The organism is Pectobacterium atrosepticum, assembly GCF_000740965.1.
Classification (GTDB): domain Bacteria; phylum Pseudomonadota; class Gammaproteobacteria; order Enterobacterales; family Enterobacteriaceae; genus Pectobacterium; species Pectobacterium atrosepticum.
Genome location: NZ_CP009125.1, coordinates 243,358 through 269,000 on the forward strand (window position 1 = coordinate 243,358; position 25,643 = coordinate 269,000).

14 protein-coding genes, 6 tRNA genes and 3 rRNA genes are annotated in these 25,643 nt (G+C 49.2%); 21 read left to right on the forward strand and 2 right to left on the reverse strand.

Annotation, left to right across the window (positions count from 1 at the left end):
• The first annotated feature begins 177 nt into the window (after positions 1-177).
• The 7 genes from GZ59_RS01090 to birA all read left to right on the forward strand — a co-directional run bounded on the left by GZ59_RS01090 (position 178) and on the right by birA (position 7,497).
• Positions 178-1,720 (forward strand): 16S ribosomal RNA (locus tag GZ59_RS01090).
• A 74-nt stretch (positions 1,721-1,794) separates the two neighbouring features.
• Positions 1,795-1,871, forward strand: a tRNA-Ile gene (locus tag GZ59_RS01095).
• Positions 1,872-1,913: 42 nt separating this feature from the next.
• A tRNA-Ala gene (locus tag GZ59_RS01100) sits at positions 1,914-1,989 on the forward strand.
• 205 nt (positions 1,990-2,194) lie between these two features.
• Positions 2,195-5,103 (forward strand): 23S ribosomal RNA (locus GZ59_RS01105).
• A 125-nt stretch (positions 5,104-5,228) separates the two neighbouring features.
• A 5S ribosomal RNA gene (gene rrf / locus GZ59_RS01110) occupies positions 5,229-5,344 on the forward strand.
• The 16S, 23S and 5S rRNA genes sit together here with 2 tRNA genes alongside, the layout of an rRNA operon.
• Before the next feature lie 159 nt (positions 5,345-5,503).
• Positions 5,504-6,541 (forward strand): UDP-N-acetylmuramate dehydrogenase, encoded by a 1,038-nt coding sequence (gene murB, locus GZ59_RS01115; RefSeq protein WP_011091851.1) that lies wholly within the window; start codon positions 5,504-5,506, stop codon positions 6,539-6,541.
• Complete coding sequence (gene birA, locus GZ59_RS01120; RefSeq protein WP_011091852.1) at positions 6,538-7,497, forward strand: bifunctional biotin--[acetyl-CoA-carboxylase] ligase/biotin operon repressor BirA; 960 nt, start codon at positions 6,538-6,540, stop codon at positions 7,495-7,497. Before murB ends, birA begins: the two co-directional genes overlap by 4 nt.
• A gap of 27 nt (positions 7,498-7,524) precedes the next feature.
• Here the strand turns inward: birA and coaA are convergent, their stop codons facing one another.
• On the reverse strand, positions 7,525-8,475 hold the full coding sequence (gene coaA, locus GZ59_RS01125) for a type I pantothenate kinase (RefSeq protein WP_011091853.1): 951 nt from the start codon (positions 8,473-8,475) through the stop codon (positions 7,525-7,527).
• 848 nt (positions 8,476-9,323) lie between these two features.
• Between coaA and GZ59_RS01130 the strand changes: the two genes are divergently transcribed.
• The 14 genes from GZ59_RS01130 to shiA all read left to right on the forward strand — a co-directional run bounded on the left by GZ59_RS01130 (position 9,324) and on the right by shiA (position 25,223).
• A tRNA-Thr gene (locus GZ59_RS01130) sits at positions 9,324-9,399 on the forward strand.
• A gap of 15 nt (positions 9,400-9,414) precedes the next feature.
• Positions 9,415-9,499 (forward strand) — tRNA-Tyr (locus tag GZ59_RS01135).
• A 129-nt stretch (positions 9,500-9,628) separates the two neighbouring features.
• Positions 9,629-9,703, forward strand: a tRNA-Gly gene (locus tag GZ59_RS01140).
• A gap of 6 nt (positions 9,704-9,709) precedes the next feature.
• Positions 9,710-9,785: transfer RNA gene (locus GZ59_RS01145), tRNA-Thr, on the forward strand.
• A 107-nt stretch (positions 9,786-9,892) separates the two neighbouring features.
• Entirely contained in the window at positions 9,893-11,077 is a 1,185-nt protein-coding gene (gene tuf / locus GZ59_RS01150; RefSeq protein ID WP_011091854.1) for an elongation factor Tu, read from the forward strand.
• Between the two features lie 237 nt (positions 11,078-11,314).
• Positions 11,315-11,698 (forward strand): preprotein translocase subunit SecE, encoded by a 384-nt coding sequence (gene secE, locus GZ59_RS01155; protein ID WP_011091855.1) that lies wholly within the window; start codon positions 11,315-11,317, stop codon positions 11,696-11,698.
• Between the two features lies 1 nt (position 11,699).
• On the forward strand, positions 11,700-12,245 hold the full coding sequence (gene nusG, locus GZ59_RS01160; RefSeq protein WP_005970339.1) for a transcription termination/antitermination protein NusG: 546 nt from the start codon (positions 11,700-11,702) through the stop codon (positions 12,243-12,245).
• 162 nt (positions 12,246-12,407) lie between these two features.
• On the forward strand, positions 12,408-12,836 hold the full coding sequence (rplK, locus tag GZ59_RS01165) for a 50S ribosomal protein L11 (RefSeq protein WP_011091856.1): 429 nt from the start codon (positions 12,408-12,410) through the stop codon (positions 12,834-12,836).
• Between the two features lie 3 nt (positions 12,837-12,839).
• Positions 12,840-13,544 (forward strand): 50S ribosomal protein L1, encoded by a 705-nt coding sequence (gene rplA, locus GZ59_RS01170; protein WP_011091857.1) that lies wholly within the window; start codon positions 12,840-12,842, stop codon positions 13,542-13,544.
• A gap of 317 nt (positions 13,545-13,861) precedes the next feature.
• Positions 13,862-14,359: a 50S ribosomal protein L10 gene (gene rplJ / locus GZ59_RS01175; protein WP_011091858.1), complete on the forward strand. Its 498-nt coding sequence runs from the start codon at positions 13,862-13,864 to the stop codon at positions 14,357-14,359.
• A gap of 66 nt (positions 14,360-14,425) precedes the next feature.
• A complete protein-coding gene (gene rplL, locus GZ59_RS01180) occupies positions 14,426-14,791 on the forward strand; it encodes a 50S ribosomal protein L7/L12 (RefSeq protein WP_011091859.1) in 366 nt (121 codons plus the stop codon).
• A 328-nt stretch (positions 14,792-15,119) separates the two neighbouring features.
• A complete protein-coding gene (gene rpoB / locus GZ59_RS01185) occupies positions 15,120-19,148 on the forward strand; it encodes a DNA-directed RNA polymerase subunit beta (protein WP_011091860.1) in 4,029 nt (1,342 codons plus the stop codon).
• Positions 19,149-19,289: 141 nt separating this feature from the next.
• Positions 19,290-23,513, forward strand: a complete 4,224-nt coding sequence (gene rpoC / locus GZ59_RS01190; protein ID WP_011091861.1) for a DNA-directed RNA polymerase subunit beta' — start codon at positions 19,290-19,292, stop codon at positions 23,511-23,513.
• A gap of 312 nt (positions 23,514-23,825) precedes the next feature.
• On the forward strand, positions 23,826-25,223 hold the full coding sequence (shiA, locus tag GZ59_RS01195) for a shikimate transporter (RefSeq protein ID WP_011091862.1): 1,398 nt from the start codon (positions 23,826-23,828) through the stop codon (positions 25,221-25,223).
• Between the two features lie 70 nt (positions 25,224-25,293).
• Here shiA and GZ59_RS01200 read toward each other — a convergent pair whose 3' ends face one another.
• Entirely contained in the window at positions 25,294-25,485 is a 192-nt protein-coding gene (locus GZ59_RS01200; protein WP_011091863.1) for a DUF1127 domain-containing protein, read from the reverse strand.
• Positions 25,486-25,643: the final 158 nt, after the last annotated feature.

Sequence of the window (25,643 nt, forward strand, 5' to 3'; positions counted from 1 at the left end):
GAAGACGTGGCACTGCTCTTTAACAATATAATCAGACAATCTGTGTGGGCACTCACAAGACCGTATCTTAAACGATATAAAAAGTCTTGAAGAGTGAACAACAGTGAAATTCATTACGAATAAACAGTTTTAATTCTTTGAGCATCGCTGACGAGTTCAGCAAATCAAACAAATCTTAAATTGAAGAGTTTGATCATGGCTCAGATTGAACGCTGGCGGCAGGCCTAACACATGCAAGTCGAGCGGTAGCACAGAAGAGCTTGCTCTTTGGGTGACGAGCGGCGGACGGGTGAGTAATGTCTGGGAAACTGCCTGATGGAGGGGGATAACTACTGGAAACGGTAGCTAATACCGCATAACGTCTTCGGACCAAAGAGGGGGACCTTCGGGCCTCTTGCCATCAGATGTGCCCAGATGGGATTAGCTAGTAGGCGGGGTAATGGCCCACCTAGGCGACGATCCCTAGCTGGTCTGAGAGGATGACCAGCCACACTGGAACTGAGACACGGTCCAGACTCCTACGGGAGGCAGCAGTGGGGAATATTGCACAATGGGCGCAAGCCTGATGCAGCCATGCCGCGTGTGTGAAGAAGGCCTTCGGGTTGTAAAGCACTTTCAGCGGGGAGGAAGGCAGTAAGGTTAATAACCTTGCTGATTGACGTTACCCGCAGAAGAAGCACCGGCTAACTCCGTGCCAGCAGCCGCGGTAATACGGAGGGTGCAAGCGTTAATCGGAATGACTGGGCGTAAAGCGCACGCAGGCGGTCTGTTAAGTTGGATGTGAAATCCCCGGGCTTAACCTGGGAACTGCATTCAAAACTGACAGGCTAGAGTCTTGTAGAGGGGGGTAGAATTCCAGGTGTAGCGGTGAAATGCGTAGAGATCTGGAGGAATACCGGTGGCGAAGGCGGCCCCCTGGACAAAGACTGACGCTCAGGTGCGAAAGCGTGGGGAGCAAACAGGATTAGATACCCTGGTAGTCCACGCTGTAAACGATGTCGACTTGGAGGTTGTGCCCTTGAGGCGTGGCTTCCGGAGCTAACGCGTTAAGTCGACCGCCTGGGGAGTACGGCCGCAAGGTTAAAACTCAAATGAATTGACGGGGGCCCGCACAAGCGGTGGAGCATGTGGTTTAATTCGATGCAACGCGAAGAACCTTACCTACTCTTGACATCCAGAGAATTTGGCAGAGATGCCTTAGTGCCTTCGGGAACTCTGAGACAGGTGCTGCATGGCTGTCGTCAGCTCGTGTTGTGAAATGTTGGGTTAAGTCCCGCAACGAGCGCAACCCTTATCCTTTGTTGCCAGCGCGTAATGGCGGGAACTCAAAGGAGACTGCCGGTGATAAACCGGAGGAAGGTGGGGATGACGTCAAGTCATCATGGCCCTTACGAGTAGGGCTACACACGTGCTACAATGGCGTATACAAAGAGAAGCGAACTCGCGAGAGCCAGCGGACCTCATAAAGTACGTCGTAGTCCGGATTGGAGTCTGCAACTCGACTCCATGAAGTCGGAATCGCTAGTAATCGTAGATCAGAATGCTACGGTGAATACGTTCCCGGGCCTTGTACACACCGCCCGTCACACCATGGGAGTGGGTTGCAAAAGAAGTAGGTAGCTTAACCTTCGGGAGGGCGCTTACCACTTTGTGATTCATGACTGGGGTGAAGTCGTAACAAGGTAACCGTAGGGGAACCTGCGGTTGGATCACCTCCTTACCAATAAAGATGTGTGTTAAGTGAAGTGCTCACACAGATTGTCTGATGAAAATAACGAGCAGAAATACCTTAATAGGCTTGTAGCTCAGGTGGTTAGAGCGCACCCCTGATAAGGGTGAGGTCGGTGGTTCAAGTCCACTCAGGCCTACCAACTCTTCCATGAGTGGTATCTAAGGTAACTGTAAGTAGAGATGGGGCTATAGCTCAGCTGGGAGAGCGCCTGCTTTGCACGCAGGAGGTCTGCGGTTCGATCCCGCATAGCTCCACCATTAAAAAAGACTTCAGAGCGTATTGGAAACAGTATGCTGCGAAGTATTTTGCTCTTTAACAATCTGGAACAAGCTGAAAATTGAAACATGACAGCTGAACATGCATGACTGCCTTCGGGCGGGTCGTGATGAATCAGCATGTCAATGAGTCTCTCAAATAATCGCAGCGCGAGGATGAATCGAAAGAAACATCTTCGGGTTGTGAGGTTAAGCGACTAAGCGTACACGGTGGATGCCTAGGCAGTCAGAGGCGATGAAGGGCGTGCTAATCTGCGATAAGCGTCGGTAAGCTGATATGAAGCGTTATACCCGACGATACCCGAATGGGGAAACCCAATGTGTTTCGACACATTATCATTACGTGAATACATAGCGTAATGAGGCGAACCGGGGGAACTGAAACATCTCAGTACCCCGAGGAAAAGAAATCAACCGAGATTCCCCTAGTAGCGGCGAGCGAACGGGGAGGAGCCCAGAACCTGAATCAGTTTGTGTGTTAGTGGAAGCGTCTGGAAAGTCGCACAGTAAAGGGTGATAGTCCCGTACACAAAAATGCACAGATTGTGAGTTCGATGAGTAGGGCGGGACACGTGACATCCTGTCTGAATATGGGGGGACCATCCTCCAAGGCTAAATACTCCTGACTGACCGATAGTGAACCAGTACCGTGAGGGAAAGGCGAAAAGAACCCCGGCGAGGGGAGTGAAATAGAACCTGAAACCGTGTACGTACAAGCAGTGGGAGCCTTGATTAATCAGGGTGACTGCGTACCTTTTGTATAATGGGTCAGCGACTTATATTCTGTAGCAAGGTTAACCGAATAGGGGAGCCGCAGGGAAACCGAGTCTTAACTGGGCGTTAAGTTGCAGGGTATAGACCCGAAACCCGGTGATCTAGCCATGGGCAGGTTGAAGGTTGGGTAACACTAACTGGAGGACCGAACCGACTAATGTTGAAAAATTAGCGGATGACTTGTGGCTGGGGGTGAAAGGCCAATCAAACCGGGAGATAGCTGGTTCTCCCCGAAAGCTATTTAGGTAGCGCCTCGTGAACTCATCTTCGGGGGTAGAGCACTGTTTCGGCTAGGGGGTCATCCCGACTTACCAACCCGATGCAAACTACGAATACCGAAGAATGTTATCACGGGAGACACACGGCGGGTGCTAACGTTCGTCGTGAAGAGGGAAACAACCCAGACCGCCAGCTAAGGTCCCAAAGTCATGGTTAAGTGGGAAACGATGTGGGAAGGCACAGACAGCCAGGATGTTGGCTTAGAAGCAGCCATCATTTAAAGAAAGCGTAATAGCTCACTGGTCGAGTCGGCCTGCGCGGAAGATGTAACGGGGCTAAACCATGCACCGAAGCTGCGGCAGCGACACTTAGGTGTTGTTGGGTAGGGGAGCGTTCTGTAAGCCGTCGAAGGTGACCTGTGAGGGTTGCTGGAGGTATCAGAAGTGCGAATGCTGACATAAGTAACGATAATGCGGGTGAAAAACCCGCACGCCGGAAGACCAAGGGTTCCTGTCCAACGTTAATCGGGGCAGGGTGAGTCGACCCCTAAGGCGAGGCTGAAAAGCGTAGTCGATGGGAAACAGGTTAATATTCCTGTACTCGGTGTTACTGCGAAGGGGGGACGGAGAAAGCTAGGTTATCCGGGCGACGGTTGTCCCGGTTTAAGCGTGAAGGTGGATGACTTAGGTAAATCCGGGTCATTATTAACACTGAGGCGTGATGACGAGTCACTACGGTGATGAAGTAACCAATGCTACGCTTCCAGGAAAAGCCTCTAAGCTCCAGGTAACATCAAATCGTACCCCAAACCGACACAGGTGGTCAGGTAGAGAATACTCAGGCGCTTGAGAGAACTCGGGTGAAGGAACTAGGCAAAATGGTGCCGTAACTTCGGGAGAAGGCACGCTCCTGTCGGTGAAGTCCCTTGCGGACGGAGCTGACGGGAGTCGCAGATACCAGCTGGCTGCAACTGTTTAATAAAAACACAGCACTGTGCAAACACGAAAGTGGACGTATACGGTGTGACGCCTGCCCGGTGCCGGAAGGTTAATTGATGGGGTCAGCCGCAAGGCGAAGCTCTTGATCGAAGCCCCGGTAAACGGCGGCCGTAACTATAACGGTCCTAAGGTAGCGAAATTCCTTGTCGGGTAAGTTCCGACCTGCACGAATGGCGTAATGATGGCCAGGCTGTCTCCACCCGAGACTCAGTGAAATTGAACTCGCTGTGAAGATGCAGTGTACCCGCGGCAAGACGGAAAGACCCCGTGAACCTTTACTATAGCTTGACACTGAACCTTGAGCCTTGATGTGTAGGATAGGTGGGAGGCTTTGAAGCGAGGACGCCAGTTCTTGTGGAGCCAACCTTGAAATACCACCCTTTAATGTTTGATGTTCTAACGTAGGCCCGTGATCCGGGTTGCGGACAGTGTCTGGTGGGTAGTTTGACTGGGGCGGTCTCCTCCCAAAGAGTAACGGAGGAGCACGAAGGTTAGCTAATCCTGGTCGGACATCAGGAGGTTAGTGCAAAGGCATAAGCTAGCTTGACTGCGAGAGTGACAGCTCGAGCAGGTGCGAAAGCAGGTCTTAGTGATCCGGTGGTTCTGAATGGAAGGGCCATCGCTCAACGGATAAAAGGTACTCCGGGGATAACAGGCTGATACCGCCCAAGAGTTCATATCGACGGCGGTGTTTGGCACCTCGATGTCGGCTCATCACATCCTGGGGCTGAAGTAGGTCCCAAGGGTATGGCTGTTCGCCATTTAAAGTGGTACGCGAGCTGGGTTTAGAACGTCGTGAGACAGTTCGGTCCCTATCTGCCGTGGGCGTTGGAAGATTGAGAGGGGTTGCTCCTAGTACGAGAGGACCGGAGTGAACGCACCACTGGTGTTCGGGTTGTGATGCCAATTGCATTGCCCGGTAGCTAAGTGCGGAAGAGATAACCGCTGAAAGCATCTAAGCGGGAAACTTGCCTCGAGATGAGTCTTCCCTGGGCACTAGATGCCCCTGAAGGGCCGTTGAAGACTACGACGTAGATAGGCTGGGTGTGTAAGCGTAGCGATACGTTGAGCTAACCAGTACTAATGACCCGAGAGGCTTAACCTTACAACACCGAAGGTGTTTTGTGGGTGACTCATATAAAACGATATTCAGCTTGTTCAAAGATTGGTTCTGATGGTTATACGACACAAGAAAAGTGAAGTGTAACGGTTGGAATGAAACAGAATTTGCCTGGCGGCGATAGCGCGGTGGTCCCACCTGACCCCATGCCGAACTCAGAAGTGAAACGCCGTAGCGCCGATGGTAGTGTGGGGTCTCCCCATGTGAGAGTAGGGAACTGCCAGGCATCAAACATGTGGAAAGCCCCTGTCGAAAGACGGGGGCTTTTTGCTGTGGGGCATTTGGGGCGAGGGATTATTGATGCATCTCCGGTGGCAAAAGGCCATCGGTATCTTGCGTAGATCAGGTAGACTGTGTGATATCTAAATTAGTCGGTATTTCTATTATGGCGCCAAGCGTTATTTCCTTGAGGTCTCATAACTCTTTCTCATTATCTGTTTCTGCATCTTGTATTAAGGTTGCGGATACTCAGGATAAATTGATTGAAGAGTGGCGCGTCGCCAGTGCATCACAAGAGCCAGTTTTATTGCTAGGGGAAGGGAGTAATGTTCTTTTTCTGGAAGATTTTTTAGGCACAATTCTGCTAAATCGGCTTAAAGGCATAGATATTCGCGAAGAAAGCGATGGCTGGTATCTTCATGTTGGCGCTGGTGAAAATTGGCATCAATTAGTTGAATATACGCTTAAATGTGGAATTACTGGGTTAGAAAATTTGGCGCTAATTCCCGGATGTGTGGGGTCTGCACCTATACAGAATATTGGTGCGTATGGTATCGAATTACAACATGTCTGTGATTATGTTGAGTTATTGGATCTGACCGAAGGTAAAACTATACATCTTACCACTGAAGAATGCCAATTCGGTTACCGTGAAAGTATATTTAAGCATCAATATCGTTATGGGTTTGCAATTACCGCAGTGGGGATTTTTTTAAAAAAAGAGTGGAATCCGGTACTGAACTACGGTGATTTGGCAAAATTGAATCCTGCGACAGTTACGCCACAGCAGGTATTTGATTCTGTATGTCATATGCGCCGAAGCAAGCTCCCTGATCCTGTCGTGACAGGTAATGCAGGTAGCTTTTTCAAAAATCCGATAGTTACAAAACAGCATGCTGACAGTATTTTACGAGAGTACCCAAATATGCCCCAGTATTTACAAGCTGACGGGAATGTTAAATTGGCAGCTGGATGGTTAATTGATCAGTGCAAGCTTAAAGGATTTCAACTCGGTGGTGCTGCTGTTCACGAGCAACAGGCATTAGTTCTGATCAATAAAAGTAATGCAAAAGGTTCAGATATTGTCGAATTAGCTCGTTATGTCCGCAATCAGGTCGCTGCAAAGTTCTCTATACAGCTGGAACCTGAAGTCCGTTTTATTGCTGCGCATGGCGAGGTCAATGCTATCGAGGTATTATCATGAAAGATATTACGGTTCCTCTTAAATTAATTAAGATTCTCTCGGATGGTGATTTTTATTCCGGTGAAGTACTGGGTGAAATGATGGGGATGAGTCGAGCTGCAATTAATAAACATATTCAAACTATACGTGACTGGGGAATTGACGTATTTACCGTAACGGGTAAAGGTTATTCTTTACCCGTTACTATGCAGTTATTAGATGAGGAAATAATCCTTAAGCACTTACCAGAAGGCGGAGTGACGGTTTTACCTGTTGTTGATTCTACTAATCAGTACATTTTAGAACGACTGGACACGTTATCCTCCGGTGATGCTTGTCTTGCCGAATATCAGCAATCTGGCCGTGGTCGTCGGGGCCGACAATGGTTTTCACCCTTTGGTGCGAATTTATATTTGTCCTTATATTGGCGCCTAGAGCAGGGACCTGCAGCGGCTGTTGGAGTCAGTCTGGTAATCGGTATCGTAATGGCTGAGGTGTTACATAAGCTTGGTGCTGACGGTGTGCGGGTCAAATGGCCCAATGACTTATACCTAAAGGATCGAAAATTAGCCGGTATTCTTGTCGAGCTTACCGGGAAAACAGGTGATGCTGCTAATTTGGTAATTGGAGCGGGTATAAATTTACAAATGAGAGAGCCAGCTCCAGATACTATTAATCAAGGCTGGATAAATTTACAAGAAGCGGGCATAGACATTAATCGCAATACACTGGCTTCAACCCTCATTTCTGAATTAAGAGGTGCTTTAGCTGTCTTTGAACTAGAAGGCCTTGAACCATTCATTTCCAGATGGGAAAGATTGGATAATTATTTTAACCGCCCAGTTCGTTTGATTATCGGCAACCGCGAGATATATGGAGTTGACCGTGGAATAGATAGCCAAGGTGCATTGTTATTAGAAAATGACGGCCTGATAACGTCATATATTGGTGGCGAAATTTCTCTGCGTGGTGTATGAAAATGGGGGGTGCCCATTTTCATATATTTATTTTCTTAATCGAACACACTCAACCGCATGGTTAGCGCTTTTAGTCATAATAAGGCTGGCCCTTTCCCTTGTGGGTAGGATGTTTTCTTTTAAATTAAGCCCGTTAATTTCCTTCCATAATTGAGATGCGATGCCGACAGCTTCTTCTTCCGTCAATTTTGCATAATTATGAAAATACGAATTTGGATTTGAGAATGCACCTTGCCTGAATTTTAAAAAGCGATTTATATACCATGGTTGTAGCAATGTTTCAGGGGCATCGACATAGATAGAAAAATCCACAAAGTCAGAAACAAAAACTCTATGTGGATCATGTGGATAGTCCATACCACTTTGTAGGACGTTTAAGCCTTCTAATATTAAAATATCAGGTTGCTCCAACACTTTATTATTATTAGGAACGATGTCGTATGTTAAGTGCGAATACGTTGGGGCGGTGACTTGATGTGTTCCCGATTTTATATCCGAAACAAATTTCACTAGGCTATGCATATCATATGATTGCGGGAAGCCTTTTTTCTTCATCAAATCACGTTCTTTTAGTACCTTATTTGGATGAAGAAATCCATCAGTTGTAATTAGTTCTACACTACGATGTTCTGGCCAGCGGCTCAATAATGCTTGAAGTACACGGGCAGTGGTACTTTTTCCTACTGCGACACTACCTGCAATACCTATTATATAAGGTATCTTTTGGCCATCAGTTCCTAAGAACTGCTCAAGTACAGCCTGACGGCGTAAGTTAGAGTTGATATAAAAATTGAGCAGGCGAGATAACGGTAGATAAATTTCTGCGACCTCGTCTAATGAAAGATCCTCGTTGATCCCTTTGAGCTTAACGATCTCTTCTTCTGTCAGCGTTAACGGGACAGAATCGCGCAAGGCGGCCCATTGGCTGCGGTTAAATTGTAGATATGGCGTGGCCAATGATTGATCTCTATTGCTCATAAGTCGTGTTCTGCCTGCTTAACAGGTAAGAAAAGGGACTCTTAGCCCAGCGAGAAAGCGGGCTATTAGCTTAGCCAACGCAATGATCGCAACACCTTCTCTTGTGTAATAAATTTTTGATAATGGGCAGGTTAACACTTTGCGGATAGAAATAAGAAGAGAAAATCGGTTCTGTGATGGATGCTTCTGCGTTTGTACCGAGAGGGCCCGCTAGCTGGTGATTGCTTTACCTAAACTATTCACTGCAAGGAGGCGCTTATAATAGATGCCGTCGGGTGGTAATGACCATCAGGTGTGCAGGCATAGTTTGGTCATTCTCCAAGATGGCGATATCCCAAGGCACGGTAGAATACCTCTGCTGAGGATCCTGCTTAAGAATCTAAATAGAGTAGCCCCTTCTGTTGGAAAAACGCACTTTTTTCCAACAGAAGCGCCTTTTTCTACAGCATCTATCAGTAGATTGGCCAGCTCTTCACGATAGAGAGGTAAGGTTGCCGCATTGAGTTGAATTGTTTTCATCACGTTTTGCCCGTTCGACATAAATTTGTTTCTAGCACGCAAAATTTATTCCAAGTCTATTTTCTTAGAGAAACGAGCAAAATAGCATCTGTCAGTGCAGAGCCTGCTCTTCTAAAGGGCAAGAAATGTATTTTTGGGCAAGAGGAATGGGGCAGGTTCAATAGTGAAATCTTCATTTTGTTGGATAAATCTGGTGGTTCTTTGTGCTAATTCTTGCTGCTACTCTAGATTTATGGGTTAATTTGGATAAAATCTAAGCGATAGCGCATTTTACGCAATTTTTTTGTTGCATCGAGCGTTCTGTCTACCTAGAATGCGCAGCACTTGAAGCCGGCTTAGCTCAGTAGGTAGAGCAACTGACTTGTAATCAGTAGGTCACCAGTTCGATTCCGGTAGCCGGCACCATCAAGTACACAATCAGGTGGGGTTCCCGAGCGGCCAAAGGGAGCAGACTGTAAATCTGCCGTCACAGACTTCGAAGGTTCGAATCCTTCCCCCACCACCAAATTCAATCCTGGCAGCAGGATATTCGATACGGTAGCAAGCCTAAGCCGGATCGACGAAGGCGGGGTCTATAAATCTTATTCCCCAACTTCAAAATCTACAGAAAAATTAGGTAGCCGAGTTCCAGGATGCGGGCATCGTATAATGGCTATTACCTCAGCCTTCCAAGCTGATGATGTGGGTTCGATTCCCACTGCCCGCTCCAAGATGTGCTGATATAGCTCAGTTGGTAGAGCGCACCCTTGGTAAGGGTGAGGTCGGCAGTTCGAATCTGCCTATCAGCACCACTTCCTTTTCCTCCTCCTGATTTTCTTTCTGTGAATAAATTCAGCAAGCTATCGCTTGGTTGATGTGGTGATACCACCGATTTATCCGTGTCTTAGAGGGACAATCGATGTCTAAAGAAAAATTTGAACGTACAAAACCGCACGTTAACGTCGGTACTATCGGCCACGTTGACCATGGTAAAACAACGCTTACCGCTGCAATAACTACCGTTCTGGCTAAAACCTACGGTGGCAGCGCGCGTGCATTCGACCAGATCGATAACGCACCGGAAGAAAAAGCACGTGGTATCACCATCAACACCTCTCACGTTGAATACGATACCCCGGCTCGCCACTATGCGCACGTTGACTGCCCAGGACACGCCGACTATGTGAAAAACATGATCACCGGTGCTGCTCAGATGGATGGCGCGATCCTGGTTGTTGCTGCGACTGATGGCCCAATGCCTCAGACCCGTGAGCACATCCTGCTGGGTCGCCAGGTTGGCGTTCCTTTCATGATCGTATTCATGAACAAATGCGACATGGTTGATGACGAAGAGCTGCTGGAACTGGTTGAGATGGAAGTGCGTGAGCTGCTGTCTCAGTACGATTTCCCAGGCGACGACATCCCGGTTATTCGTGGTTCTGCACTGAAAGCGCTGGAAGGCGAAGCTGAGTGGGAAGCAAAAATCATCGAACTGGCCGGTTACCTGGATTCTTATATTCCAGAACCAGAGCGTGCGATTGATAAGCCGTTCCTGCTGCCAATCGAAGATGTATTCTCCATCTCCGGTCGTGGTACCGTTGTTACCGGTCGTGTAGAGCGCGGTATTGTTAAAGTTGGTGAAGAAGTTGAAATCGTTGGTATCAAAGATACCGTGAAATCAACCTGTACCGGCGTTGAAATGTTCCGTAAGCTGCTGGACGAAGGTCGTGCAGGCGAGAACGTTGGTGTCCTGCTGCGTGGTATCAAGCGTGAAGAAATCGAGCGTGGTCAGGTACTGGCCAAACCGGGTTCAATCAAGCCGCACACCCAGTTCGAATCAGAAGTGTACATCCTGAGCAAAGATGAAGGCGGCCGTCATACTCCGTTCTTCAAAGGCTACCGCCCTCAGTTCTATTTCCGTACCACTGACGTAACGGGTACTATCGAACTGCCAGAAGGCGTAGAGATGGTAATGCCGGGCGACAACATCAAAATGGTTGTAACCCTGATCCACCCAATCGCGATGGACGACGGTTTGCGTTTCGCAATCCGTGAAGGCGGCCGTACTGTAGGCGCGGGCGTTGTTGCTAAAGTTATCGCTTAATCGCTGATAACGTTTGACGCGACACGCGATAAAAGGGCATCATTTGATGCCCTTTTTCTACGCTGTCATGGTAGAACCTATCTCATCAGCGATTGTGAGATATAATCATTGGTGAGATAGGCTCTGTAGACACGGCGTAAATACCGAATTATTCGTTTTACAGAACATCTTTCGGTTTGGTTGCTCCGTAGTTGCGGGGCAAAGTTATTTGTCTGAATCATTGTGACAGGTTGGTTTATGAGTGCGAATACCGAAGCTCAGGATAGTGGGCGTAGCCTGGAAGTGATTAAGTGGCTAGTAGTAGGTGCCTTGCTGGTCGTTGCGATTGTTGGCAATTATTATTACCGCGAATTTAGTCTTCCTCTGCGTGCATTGGCCGTTGTTATCCTGATCGCCGCAGCCGGTGGTGTGGCACTGCTGACCACGAAAGGCAAAGCAACCGTAGCGTTTGCTCGCGAAGCGCGTACTGAAGTACGCAAAGTAATTTGGCCGACTCGTCAGGAAACGTTACACACCACGTTAATCGTTGCCGCGGTGACTGCCGTGATGTCGCTGATTTTGTGGGGGCTGGATGGTATTCTGGTCCGTCTGGTATCGTTTATCACTGGCCTGAGGTTCTAAGATGTCTGAAGCTCCAAAAAAACGTTGGTACGTCGTTCAGGCGTTTTCTGGTTTTGAAGGCCGCGTAGCACAATCGCTGCGTGAGCACATCAAACTCCATAACATGGAAGAACTGTTTGGCGAAGTCATGGTTCCTACTGAAGAAGTAGTTGAGATCCGTGGTGGTCAGCGCCGCAAGAGCGAGCGCAAGTTTTTCCCTGGTTATGTCTTGGTACAGATGGTTATGGAAGATGCTAGCTGGCATCTTGTGCGCAGTGTTCCTCGTGTTATGGGGTTCATTGGTGGTACATCTGACCGTCCTGCACCGATCAGTGACAAAGAAGTGGATGCGATTATGAATCGTCTCCAGCAGGTTGGTGATAAGCCTCGTCCGAAAACGCTGTTTGAACCAGGTGAAATGGTTCGCGTTAACGACGGTCCGTTTGCCGACTTTAACGGTGTTGTCGAAGAAGTCGACTATGAGAAAAGCCGCCTGAAGGTGTCTGTTTCTATATTTGGTCGTGCGACACCTGTTGAATTGGACTTTGCTCAGGTCGAAAAAGGCTAATTTTCTGACAAGACTTGCTGAAAATAGCTACTTGCCTATGGCGCGAAATTAACCTATAATTTCGCGCCTTTTGTTTTTCAGTGGCCTTAACGGCGTCTGAAGCGTAATACAAACCACGGGGAGCCTTTTACTAGGCGCTATTACCCAATCGAGGAAAGTTAAATGGCCAAGAAAGTACAAGCCTATGTCAAGCTGCAAGTTGCAGCTGGTATGGCTAACCCGAGCCCACCAGTAGGTCCGGCTCTGGGTCAGCAAGGTGTTAACATCATGGAATTCTGTAAGGCGTTCAATGCTAAAACTGAAAGCATTGAGAAGGGCCTGCCGACTCCGGTTGTTATTACCGTTTATTCTGACCGTTCTTTCACCTTCGTTACCAAAACGCCTCCAGCAGCAGTTCTGCTGAAGAAAGCTGCTGGTATCAAGTCTGGTTCCGGCAAGCCGAACAAAGACAAAGTAGGTAAAGTAACGAGCGCTCAGGTTCGTGAAATCGCAGAAACTAAAGCTGCGGACATGACTGGTTCTGATGTAGACGCCATGGTGCGCTCTATAGCAGGTACTGCTCGTTCCATGGGCCTGGTAGTGGAGGATTAATAAATGGCTAAGCTGACCAAGCGCATGCGCGTGATCCGTGACAAAGTTGATGTAACTAAACAGTATGACATCAACGAAGCTGTTGCTCTGCTCAAAGAGCTGGCCACTGCTAAGTTTGTAGAAAGTGTAGACGTAGCTGTTAACCTCGGCATCGATGCACGTAAATCTGACCAAAACGTTCGTGGTGCAACCGTTCTGCCTCATGGTACCGGTCGTTCTGTTCGTGTCGCTGTCTTCACCCAAGGTGCAAACGCTGAAGCTGCTAAAGCTGCTGGCGCTGAATTTGTGGGCATGGAAGATCTGGCTGATCAGATCAAGAAAGGCGAAATGGGCTTTGACGTTGTTATTGCTTCTCCAGATGCAATGCGCGTTGTAGGCCAATTGGGCCAACTGCTCGGGCCGCGCGGCCTGATGCCAAACCCGAAAGTGGGTACTGTAACACCTAACGTTGCTGAAGCAGTTAATAATGCTAAAGCAGGTCAGGTTCGTTACCGTAACGACAAGAACGGCATCATCCATACCACTATCGGTAAGGTTGATTTCGATTCTGACAAATTGAAAGAAAACCTTGAGTCCTTGCTGGTTGCGCTGAAAAAAGCAAAACCATCTCAGGCAAAAGGTGTGTACATCAAGAAAGTTAGTCTGTCCACCACTATGGGCGCTGGTGTTTCTATCGACCAGAGCGGCTTGAACGCTGTTGCTAACTAATAGCTTTTGTTCCGCTTTACTCGGGTGTGGGATTTACCTATAATTTTACGCCCGTTGTTCTTCGAGTGGGATGACGCAAGAATTATTCGGTTGGAGCCTGGCCTATCCAGGCCTCCGTCCAAGACCGCAGGTGTTTCGTAAGAAACTTAATTTTCCTGCGTAGACGGTGACAGAGCCTAAATAACGTTTTTCTTTTTTATAAAGAATAATTTTTTACTGGATTCTGCTCACCGTGTTTCAACGCTTATCTCTAATTTTGGCGATAAGTGAAGTGAGTTCCGGAGAGTTTTTCCGGCTAAATCCAGGAGCAAAAGCTAATGGCATTAAATCTTCAAGACAAACAAGCGATTGTTGCTGAAGTCAGCGAAGTGGCCAAAGGTGCGCTGTCTGCGGTTGTTGCGGATTCCCGTGGCGTTACCGTTGATAAAATGACTGAACTGCGTAAAGCGGGTCGTGAAGCTGGCGTTTACATGCGTGTTGTTCGTAACACCCTGCTGCGCCGCGTCGTTGAAGGTACTCAATTTGAATGCCTGAAAGACACGTTTGTTGGTCCGACCCTGATTGCATATTCTATGGAACACCCGGGCGCTGCTGCTCGTCTGTTCAAAGATTTCGCGAAAGCGAATGCAAAATTTGAGGTCAAAGCTGCAGCCTTTGAAGGCGAGCTGATCCCGGCGGCTCAAATTGACCGTCTGGCAACGCTGCCGACTTACGAAGAAGCACTGGCACGTCTGATGTCGACCATGAAAGAAGCCGCTGCCGGCAAACTGGTCCGCACTCTGGCTGCTGTTCGCGATGCAAAAGAAGCGGCTTAATAGCGCTTTCTTTTCTATCGCACTTGCTAACGTATAAACTATTTCTGATTCTTAGGAACAATTGTCATGTCTATCACTAAAGATCAAATTCTGGAAGCAGTAGCGGCTATGTCTGTAATGGATGTTGTTGAACTGATTTCCGCTATGGAAGAAAAATTCGGTGTTTCTGCTGCTGCTGCTGTAGCTGTTGCTGCTGGCCCAGCTGAAGTTGCTGAAGAAAAAACTGAGTTCGATGTTGTGCTGAAAGCTATCGGCGCTAACAAAGTTGCTGTAATCAAAGCTGTTCGTAGCGCAACTGGTCTGGGCCTGAAAGAAGCCAAAGATCTGGTTGAATCTGCTCCAGCAGTTATGAAAGAAGGCGTGAGCAAAGATGACGCTGAATCACTGAAGAAATCTCTGGAAGAAGCTGGCGCAGAAGTTGAAGTTAAATAAGCCAACCTTTCAGGTTGCAGCCTGATTTATTAGGCTGATGGCTGGTGACTTTTTAGTCACCAGCCTTTTTGCGCTGTAGGGCATCAATGGGATTTCACACTGTTTAGCCATTGATTTCCCCAAATATTTTTTTCTATTGACGACTTAATATACTGCTTTCCAGCAATAGGGCGCTTGCCTAAGCAAGAGCAACGAAATGGTTTAAGAGTAATAGAAAGACGTATTACGGAAAGTTCTCTATTTTCCGACCAACATAAATAGTGTTGCATGAACTGTCCTTGTTAGGACAGACAGAGTGGTTCGACTTGTCAGCTAGCTGAGGAACCCTATGGTTTACTCCTATACCGAGAAAAAACGTATTCGTAAGGATTTTGGTAAACGTCCACAAGTTTTGGACATACCTTATCTCCTTTCTATCCAACTTGACTCGTTCCAGAAGTTTATCGAGCAAGACCCGGAAGGTCAGCACGGTTTGGAAGCTGCATTCCGTTCTGTTTTCCCCATAAAGAGCTATAGCGGTAATTCAGAGCTGCAATATGTTAGCTATCGCTTGGGCGAACCGGTATTTGACGTTAAAGAATGTCAGATCCGTGGTGTGACGTTCTCTGCACCGCTACGCGTGAAACTGCGTCTGGTGATCTACGAGCGTGAAGCGCCTGAAGGCACCGTTAAAGACATCAAAGAACAAGAAGTTTACATGGGCGAAATTCCGCTCATGACCGATAACGGTACCTTCGTGATCAACGGTACTGAGCGTGTAATCGTGTCTCAGTTGCACCGTAGTCCAGGTGTGTTCTTCGATAGCGACAAAGGTAAAACCCACTCTTCAGGTAAGGTGCTGTATAACGCACGTATTATTCCTTACCGTGGTTCCTGGCTGGATTTCGAGTTTGATCCGAAGGATAACCTGTTTGTCCGTATCGACCGTCGTCGCAAATTGCCTGCGACCATTATCCTGCGCGCACTGGGTTACTCCACCGCACAGATTCTCGATCTTTTCTTCGATAAAATTGTCTATGAAATCAATGGCAATAAATTGCAGATGGATCTGGTTCCTGAACGCTTGCGTGGTGAAACTGCGTCGTTTGATATTGAAGCGAACGGTAAAGTTTATATCGAAAAAGGTCGCCGCATCACTGCACGTCATATTCGTCAGTTAGAGAAAGACAGCATTGAGCGCATTGAAGTGCCTGTTGAATATATCGCTGGAAAAGTGCTGTCCAAAGATTATATCGACGAGAGCACTGGCGAGCTGATCGGCGCAGCCAACATGGAGCTGTCGCTGGACCTGCTGGCTAAACTGAGCCAGTCTGGTCACAAGCGTATTGAGACCCTGTTCACCAACGATCTTGATCACGGTGCATACATGTCTGAAACCGTGCGCGTCGATCCGTCAAGCGATCGTCTGAGCGCGCTGGTTGAAATCTATCGCATGATGCGTCCTGGTGAACCGCCAACGCGTGAAGCTGCAGAAACGCTGTTCGAGAACCTGTTCTTCTCTGAAGACCGCTACGACTTGTCTGCGGTTGGCCGTATGAAGTTCAACCGTTCTCTGCTACGCGATGAGATCGAAGGTTCCGGTATCCTGAGCAAAGATGACATCATCGAAGTGATGAAGAAGCTCATTGATATCCGTAACGGTAAAGGCGAAGTGGATGATATCGACCACCTCGGCAACCGTCGCATCCGTTCCGTCGGCGAAATGGCAGAAAACCAATTCCGCGTTGGTCTGGTGCGTGTAGAACGTGCCGTAAAAGAGCGCCTGTCTCTGGGTGACCTCGATACGCTGATGCCACAGGACATGATTAACGCCAAGCCGATTTCGGCTGCCGTGAAAGAGTTCTTCGGTTCGAGCCAACTGTCACAGTTTATGGACCAGAACAACCCACTGTCCGAGATTACGCATAAACGTCGTATCTCTGCATTGGGCCCAGGTGGTCTGACGCGTGAACGTGCTGGCTTTGAAGTTCGTGACGTACACCCGACTCACTATGGTCGTGTTTGTCCTATCGAAACGCCGGAAGGTCCGAACATCGGTCTGATCAACTCCCTGTCCGTTTATGCGCAAACTAACGAATACGGTTTCCTTGAAACCCCATATCGTCGCGTGCGTGAAAACGTGGTTACGGATGAGATTCATTACCTGTCTGCGATTGAGGAAGGTAACTTCGTTATCGCACAGGCAAACACCAATTTAGACGAAGAAGGCCGCTTCATCGACGAACTGGTTACCTGCCGTAACAAAGGGGAGTCCAGCTTGTTCAGCCGTGATCAGGTTGAATATATGGACGTTTCCACACAGCAGATAGTTTCCGTCGGTGCGTCCCTGATTCCGTTCCTGGAACACGATGACGCCAACCGTGCCCTGATGGGTGCGAACATGCAACGTCAAGCCGTTCCGACCTTACGCGCTGATAAGCCGCTGGTTGGTACAGGTATGGAACGCGCTGTTGCGGTTGACTCCGGTGTAACTGCCGTAGCCAAACGTGGTGGTACAGTACAGTACGTGGATGCATCTCGTATTGTAATCCGCGTTAATGACGATGAAATGTATCCGGGCGAAGCCGGGATCGACATCTATAACCTGACCAAATATACCCGTTCTAACCAGAACACCTGCATCAGCCAGATGCCGTGTGTGTCGCTGGGTGAACCTGTAGAACGTGGTGATGTTCTGGCCGATGGCCCGTCCACCGATCTGGGTGAACTGGCGCTGGGTCAGAATATGCGCGTGGCATTCATGCCATGGAATGGTTACAACTTCGAAGACTCCATCCTCGTTTCCGAGCGTGTGGTTCAGGAAGATCGCTTTACGACCATCCACATTCAGGAACTGGCCTGTGTCTCTCGTGACACCAAGTTAGGGCCGGAAGAAATTACTGCGGACATCCCGAACGTGGGTGAAGCAGCACTTTCCAAACTGGATGAGTCCGGCATCGTTTACATCGGTGCTGAAGTAACCGGTGGTGACATTCTGGTTGGTAAGGTAACGCCGAAAGGTGAAACCCAACTGACGCCAGAAGAGAAGCTGCTGCGTGCGATCTTCGGTGAGAAAGCGTCCGACGTTAAAGACTCTTCTCTGCGTGTACCAAACGGTGTTTCCGGTACGATTATCGACGTACAAGTCTTTACCCGCGACGGCGTGGAAAAAGACAAACGTGCGTTGGAAATCGAAGAAATGCAGCTGAAGCAGGCGAAGAAGGACCTGACTGAAGAGTTGCAGATTCTGGAAGCGGGCCTGTTTGGACGTATCCACGCTGTGCTGGTTTCTGGCGGCGTTGAAGCTGACAAACTGGACAAACTGCCGCGCGAGCGTTGGTTGGAACTGGGCCTGACTGACGAAGATAAACAGAATCAGTTGGAACAGTTGGCAGAACAGTATGATGAGCTGAAGCACGAGTTTGAGAAAAAACTCGAAGCTAAGCGCCGTAAAATCACTCAGGGCGATGATCTGGCACCAGGTGTGCTGAAAATCGTTAAGGTTTATCTGGCTGTTAAGCGTCAGATCCAACCGGGTGACAAGATGGCTGGTCGTCACGGGAACAAAGGTGTTATCTCCAAGATCAACCCGATCGAAGATATGCCTTACGATGAGAACGGTACGCCGGTCGATATCGTACTGAACCCGCTGGGTGTACCTTCACGTATGAACATTGGTCAGATTCTGGAAACCCACTTGGGTATGGCTGCAAAAGGTATCGGCGAGAAGATCAACGCCATGCTTAAGCAGCATGAAGAAGTGACTAAACTGCGTGAGTTTATCCAGAGAGCCTACGATCTGGGCGACGATTTGCGTCAAAAAGTTGACCTGAGCACTTTCTCCGACGAAGAAGTTATGCGTCTGGCTGAAAACCTGAAAAAAGGTATGCCAATTGCAACGCCGGTATTCGACGGTGCAAAAGAGAAAGAAATCAAGGAACTGTTGCAGATGGGCGGTATCCCTACCTCCGGTCAGATTACCCTGTACGATGGACGTACCGGTGAGCAATTTGAGCGTCAGGTTACCGTGGGCTACATGTACATGCTGAAACTGAACCACTTGGTTGACGATAAGATGCATGCCCGTTCCACCGGTTCTTATAGCCTGGTTACTCAGCAGCCGCTGGGTGGTAAGGCGCAGTTCGGTGGTCAACGCTTCGGTGAGATGGAAGTGTGGGCGCTGGAAGCTTATGGTGCGGCTTATACCCTGCAAGAAATGTTGACTGTTAAGTCTGATGACGTGAACGGCCGTACCAAGATGTATAAGAACATCGTGGATGGCAATCATCAGATGGAGCCAGGCATGCCGGAATCCTTCAACGTATTGTTGAAAGAAATCCGCTCGCTGGGTATCAACATCGAGCTGGAAGAAAAGTAATTCCAGCCCGTTGTATTGCTGGCATTCGTCATAGGGACACCTGAACGCTGTTTTAACGGCAATGTTGTTTTTAACAGCCATGTTGTTTTGAACAGCATAGTTCAGGTGTCTATCAGGTCTAACTCCGACAGGAGCCAATCCGTGAAAGACTTATTAAAGTTTCTGAAAGCGCAAACTAAGACCGAAGAGTTTGATGCGATCAAAATTGCTCTGGCCTCGCCAGACATGATCCGTTCGTGGTCTTTTGGTGAAGTTAAAAAGCCAGAAACCATCAACTACCGTACGTTCAAACCTGAGCGTGACGGCCTTTTCTGCGCCCGTATCTTTGGGCCAGTAAAAGACTATGAGTGCTTGTGCGGTAAGTATAAGCGCCTGAAACACCGTGGTGTTATTTGTGAGAAGTGCGGCGTTGAAGTGACCCAGACTAAAGTACGCCGTGAGCGTATGGGCCACATCGAGCTGGCTTCCCCGACTGCGCACATCTGGTTCCTGAAGTCACTGCCTTCCCGTATCGGTTTGCTGTTAGATATGCCGCTGCGTGATATTGAGCGTGTGCTTTATTTTGAATCTTATGTCGTGGTTGAAGGTGGGATGACCAACCTTGAGCGCCGCCAGATCCTGACTGAAGAGCAGTATCTGGATGCGCTGGAAGAGTTTGGTGATGAATTCGACGCGAAAATGGGCGCCGAAGCGATTCAGGCTCTGCTGAAGAATATGGATCTGGAGCAGGAATGCGAGCAGCTGCGTGAAGAGCTGACCGAAACCAACTCCGAAACCAAACGTAAAAAGCTGACCAAGCGTATTAAGCTGCTGGAAGCGTTCGTACAGTCTGGCAACAAGCCAGAGTGGATGATCCTGACCGTTCTGCCGGTACTGCCGCCAGATCTGCGTCCATTGGTTCCGCTGGATGGCGGTCGTTTCGCGACTTCCGATCTGAACGATCTGTATCGTCGTGTGATCAACCGTAACAACCGTCTGAAACGTCTGTTGGATCTGGCTGCGCCGGATATCATAGTACGTAACGAAAAACGTATGTTGCAGGAAGCGGTTGATGCCTTGCTGGATAACGGCCGTCGCGGTCGTGCGATCACCGGTTCTAACAAGCGTCCTCTGAAATCTTTGGCCGATATGATCAAAGGTAAACAGGGTCGTTTCCGTCAGAACCTGCTCGGTAAGCGTGTTGACTACTCCGGTCGTTCCGTTATCACCGTTGGTCCATACCTGCGTCTGCACCAGTGCGGTCTGCCGAAGAAAATGGCGCTGGAACTGTTCAAACCGTTCATCTACGGCAAGCTGGAACTGCGTGGTCTTGCTACCACCATTAAAGCCGCCAAGAAAATGGTTGAGCGTGAAGAAGCCGTCGTATGGGATATCCTGGACGAAGTCATCCGCGAACACCCGGTACTGCTGAACCGTGCACCAACACTGCACCGTTTGGGTATCCAGGCATTTGAGCCAGTGCTGATCGAAGGTAAAGCGATCCAGCTGCACCCGCTGGTTTGTGCGGCCTATAACGCCGACTTCGATGGTGACCAGATGGCTGTACACGTACCGCTGACGCTGGAAGCCCAGTTGGAAGCGCGTGCGTTGATGATGTCGACCAACAACATCCTGTCCCCTGCGAATGGTGAGCCAATCATCGTTCCTTCTCAGGACGTGGTATTGGGTCTGTATTACATGACGCGTGACTGTGTTAACGCCAAAGGCGAAGGCATGGTGCTCACGGGTCCGAAAGAAGCAGAACGCGTTTATCGTGCCGGTCTGGCCTCTCTGCATGCGCGCGTTAAAGTGCGTATTACGGAAGAGATCAAGAGTATCGAAGGCGATGTTACGCATCAGACGTCGATTATTGATACGACTATCGGTCGCGCCATCTTGTGGATGATCGTACCGAAAGGTCTGCCGTTCTCGATCGTTAACCAGCCTCTGGGCAAGAAAGCGATCTCCAAAATGCTTAACACCTGTTACCGCATTTTGGGTCTGAAGCCGACGGTTATCTTCGCTGACCAGACTATGTATACCGGTTTTGCTTACGCGGCGCGCTCTGGTGCTTCCGTAGGTATCGATGACATGGTTATCCCGGCGAAAAAAGCCGAGATTATCGAAGAAGCAGAAACCGAAGTTGCCGAGATTCAGGAGCAGTTCCAGTCTGGTCTGGTTACCGCGGGCGAACGCTATAACAAAGTGATCGATATCTGGGCAGCGGCGAATGAACGTGTTGCGAAAGCGATGATGGAAAACCTGTCCGTTGAGGATGTGGTTAACCGTGATGGCGTGGTTGAGCAGCAGGTTTCTTTCAACAGCATCTTTATGATGGCTGACTCCGGTGCGCGTGGTTCCGCAGCACAGATTCGTCAGTTGGCGGGTATGCGTGGTCTGATGGCGAAACCAGATGGTTCCATCATCGAGACGCCGATTACCGCAAACTTCCGTGAAGGTTTGAACGTACTCCAGTACTTCATCTCGACGCACGGTGCGCGTAAAGGTCTGGCGGATACCGCACTGAAAACGGCAAACTCCGGTTACCTGACTCGTCGTCTGGTTGACGTTGCGCAGGATCTGGTTGTGACCGAGGACGATTGTGGTACCCATGAAGGTATCATGATGACGCCGGTTATCGAGGGTGGTGATGTTAAAGAGCCACTGCGTGAACGCGTACTGGGCCGTGTAACGGCTGAAGACGTGATCAAACCGGGTACCGCGGATATTCTGGTTCCACGTAACACGCTGCTGAACGAGCAGTGGTGTGACATGTTGGAAGAGAACTCTGTTGACGTCGTTAAAGTGCGTTCAGTGGTAAGCTGCCAAACCGACTTTGGCGTCTGCGCCAATTGCTACGGTCGCGACCTGGCTCGTGGTCATATCATCAACAAAGGTGAGGCCATCGGGGTTATCGCGGCACAGTCCATCGGTGAACCGGGTACACAGCTAACCATGCGTACGTTCCACATCGGTGGTGCGGCATCGCGTGCGGCTGCTGAGTCCAGCATTCAGGTGAAAAACAAAGGTAGCCTGAAACTGAACAACGTGAAGTTCGTTATGAACGGTAACGGTAAACTGGTTATTACTTCACGTAATACCGAACTGAAGCTGATCGACGAATTCGGACGTACTAAAGAAAGCTATAAAGTGCCTTACGGTGCGGTGATGGCGAAAGGTGACGGCTCTGACGTTAGCGGTGGCGAAACTGTCGCAAACTGGGATCCGCACACCATGCCTGTGGTGACCGAAGTGAGCGGTTTTATCCGTTTTGCTGATATGATTGACGGTCAGACCATTACCCGCCAGACCGATGACCTGACTGGTTTGTCTTCTATCGTGGTTCTGGATAGCGCAGAGCGTACCGGTAGTGGTAAAGATCTGCGTCCGGCACTGAAAATCGTTGATGCCAAGGGTCAAGATGTACTGATCCCAGGTACCGATATGCCTGCTCAATACTTCCTGCCGGGTAAAACGATTGTTCAGTTGGAAGATGGAGTGCAGATTGGTGCCGGTGATACATTGGCGCGTCTCCCTCAGGAATCCAGCGGTACCAAGGATATTACCGGTGGTCTGCCACGCGTAGCCGACCTGTTCGAAGCTCGTCGCCCGAAAGAACCGGCGATTCTGGCAGAGATCAGCGGCATCATTTCCTTCGGTAAAGAAACCAAAGGCAAGCGCCGTCTGGTGATTTCTCCGTTGGATGGTAGCGATGCTTACGAAGAGATGATTCCGAAATGGCGTCAGCTCAACGTGTTCGAAGGTGAAGTTGTGGAACGTGGTGACGTTGTTTCCGACGGCCCAGAGTCTCCGCACGATATCCTGCGTCTGCGTGGTGTACATGCAGTAACGCGTTATATCACCAACGAAGTTCAGGAAGTTTACCGTCTGCAAGGCGTTAAGATTAACGATAAACACATTGAGGTTATCGTTCGTCAGATGTTGCGTAAAGGCACCATCGTTAGCGCGGGTAGTACGGAGTTCCTGGAAGGCGAACAGGCAGAAATGTCTCGCATCAAGATTGCCAACCGCAAGTTGGAAGCGGATGGCAAGATCACGGCAACGTTCAGCCGCGATCTGCTGGGTATCACCAAAGCATCTCTGGCGACCGAGTCCTTCATCTCTGCAGCATCGTTCCAGGAAACCACTCGCGTACTTACCGAAGCTGCTGTTGCTGGTAAACGTGATGAACTGCGTGGCTTGAAAGAGAACGTCATCGTGGGTCGTTTGATCCCAGCGGGTACGGGTTATGCGTACCATCAGGATCGTATGCGCCGACGTCAGGCGAGTGAAGCTCCTGTCGTACCTCAGGTGAGTGCCGATGAAGCTTCTGCTAACATGGCTGAACTGTTGAACGCAGGTTTTGGTAAGCGCGACGACGAATAAGTCTGTTTACGCTGCACTACCATGCGGTAAATAATAAAAACCCCAGCTATCATGGCTGGGTTTTTTTTATAGTGCGCATCCCTGTGTGCTACCTGAAGGCCGTTGCAAGCGACGTTAAAAATTGATGGAAGGCGTCCTGCGGGCCAACGCTGTACGTTGTTATAAAACGCTCCCGGCGTTTTATATCATCCTGAAATTTTTTATAGCGCACATCCCTATGCGCTACCTAAAGGCCGTCGCAAACGACGTTAAAAATTTCATCCTGAAATTTTTTGTTGTACAGTAGTGTAAAGTAAATAGAACGGAACCGACATGGACACCTCGACTACGCCAACACTCTCACAGCCTGGCGGCTCATTACCTCATCAGGATGATTCACTCTCTTCTGATAAAACCCTACAAACACAGTCAGTAAGCCATTCTCAACATCGAGCAAAACGTGCAGCATGGGGCAGTTTTGTTGGTGCCGTTGTCGATTGGTACGATTTTCTTCTGTACGGAATTGTTGCCGCTCTTGTATTTAATACCGAATTTTTCCCACAGATCAGCCCGACGATGGGGACGCTGGCGGCATTTGGTACGTTCGGCGTTGGTTTCTTGTTCCGCCCGTTAGGTGGCATGGTGTTTGGTCACTTTGGTGACAAGCTGGGCCGTAAACGGATGTTAATGATTACGGTCTGGATGATGGGCATTTCCACTGCATTGATTGGGCTGCTGCCGTCGTTTGATTCTATTGGCTGGTGGGCACCGGCGCTGTTGGTCACGCTGCGGGCAATTCAGGGATTCGCGGTCGGTGGCGAATGGGGCGGGGCGGCGCTGTTGGCGGTAGAAAACGCGCCGAAGAAGAAGAAAGCCTTTTACAGCAGTGGCGTACAGGTTGGCTTTGGTGTCGGGCTTTTGCTGGCAACCGGGTCGGTATCAGTGGTGAGCAATTTGACGACCAATGAGGAATTTACCAGTTGGGGTTGGCGTTTGCCGTTCTTATTCAGCCTGATTCTAGTTGCTATCGCTTGGTGGGTACGTAATGGGATGGATGAGTCTCAGGAATTTGAAGCCAACAAAACTCTAGGTGAAAGAGCACAGAAGCTGCGTTCGTTCCCTATTATGGAAGCACTGCGCCAGCATCCGAAGGCATTCCTGCTGATTATTGCGCTACGGCTTGGTGAGCTGCTGACGATGTATATCGTCACCGCGTTTGCACTCAATTACTCCACCACCCATCTTGGGCTATCGCGGGATATTTTCCTGAATATCGGGCTGCTAGTGGGGGCGATAAGCTGTGTGTCTATTCCTTTCTTTGCCTATCTGGCGGATAGCTTTGGCCGTCGTCGTATCTATGTGACCGGTGCGTTGATTGGAGCCGTGAGTGCGGTGCCTTTCTTCATGGCGCTGGAAAGCCACAACACGCTGATGATTCTGTTTTTTGCCATCATGTTGGCGAATGCTGCCCACGATATGATCGTTAGCGTACAGCAACCGATGTTTACGGAGCTATTTGGTACGGCGTATCGCTATAGCGGGGCTGGTGTGGGTTATCAGGTCGCCAGTGTGGTCGGCGGCGGATTTACACCTTTTATCGCTGTCCTGCTGGTGGAATTTATGGATGGTTCATGGCACGCGGTGGCGGCCTACCTTGCCATCGGCTGCTTACTGTCGGCAGTTGTCGGGATGGGGATGAAAGCACCTTCAGACGATACTGTGCCTCACTAATCTCTTTATCTTGCCGATACAGATGCACTATCTGTATCGGCGATATTTCTACTGTTTTTTGGTTGTTATGTTATCTGAACCGATCGAGATCGCTTCGTTTCAGCCCGATATCCTTGAGCCCATCATTGCTCATATTCCGCAGTATCTTCAGCGTTTGTGCTCTTACTCGCCAGGCTTTCCACAAACGGTACGGCAAAATCAGCATTAGCCAGAACGGTGACTCGCGGAACGGTTTTTGTGATCGATTCTCATGAAATTCCATATATTCCCCCTCGCCAGTGAATGATCGCTATGATGAGGTGAAAGGCTTTTCCAATACAGACGCAAAAAATCCATTTTTTTAGCATACAGATTGTGTGATATTGCATCTGAATGGTGATTTTTATTCGAATCTGTACTGGTTACTGCTGTTAATCATGA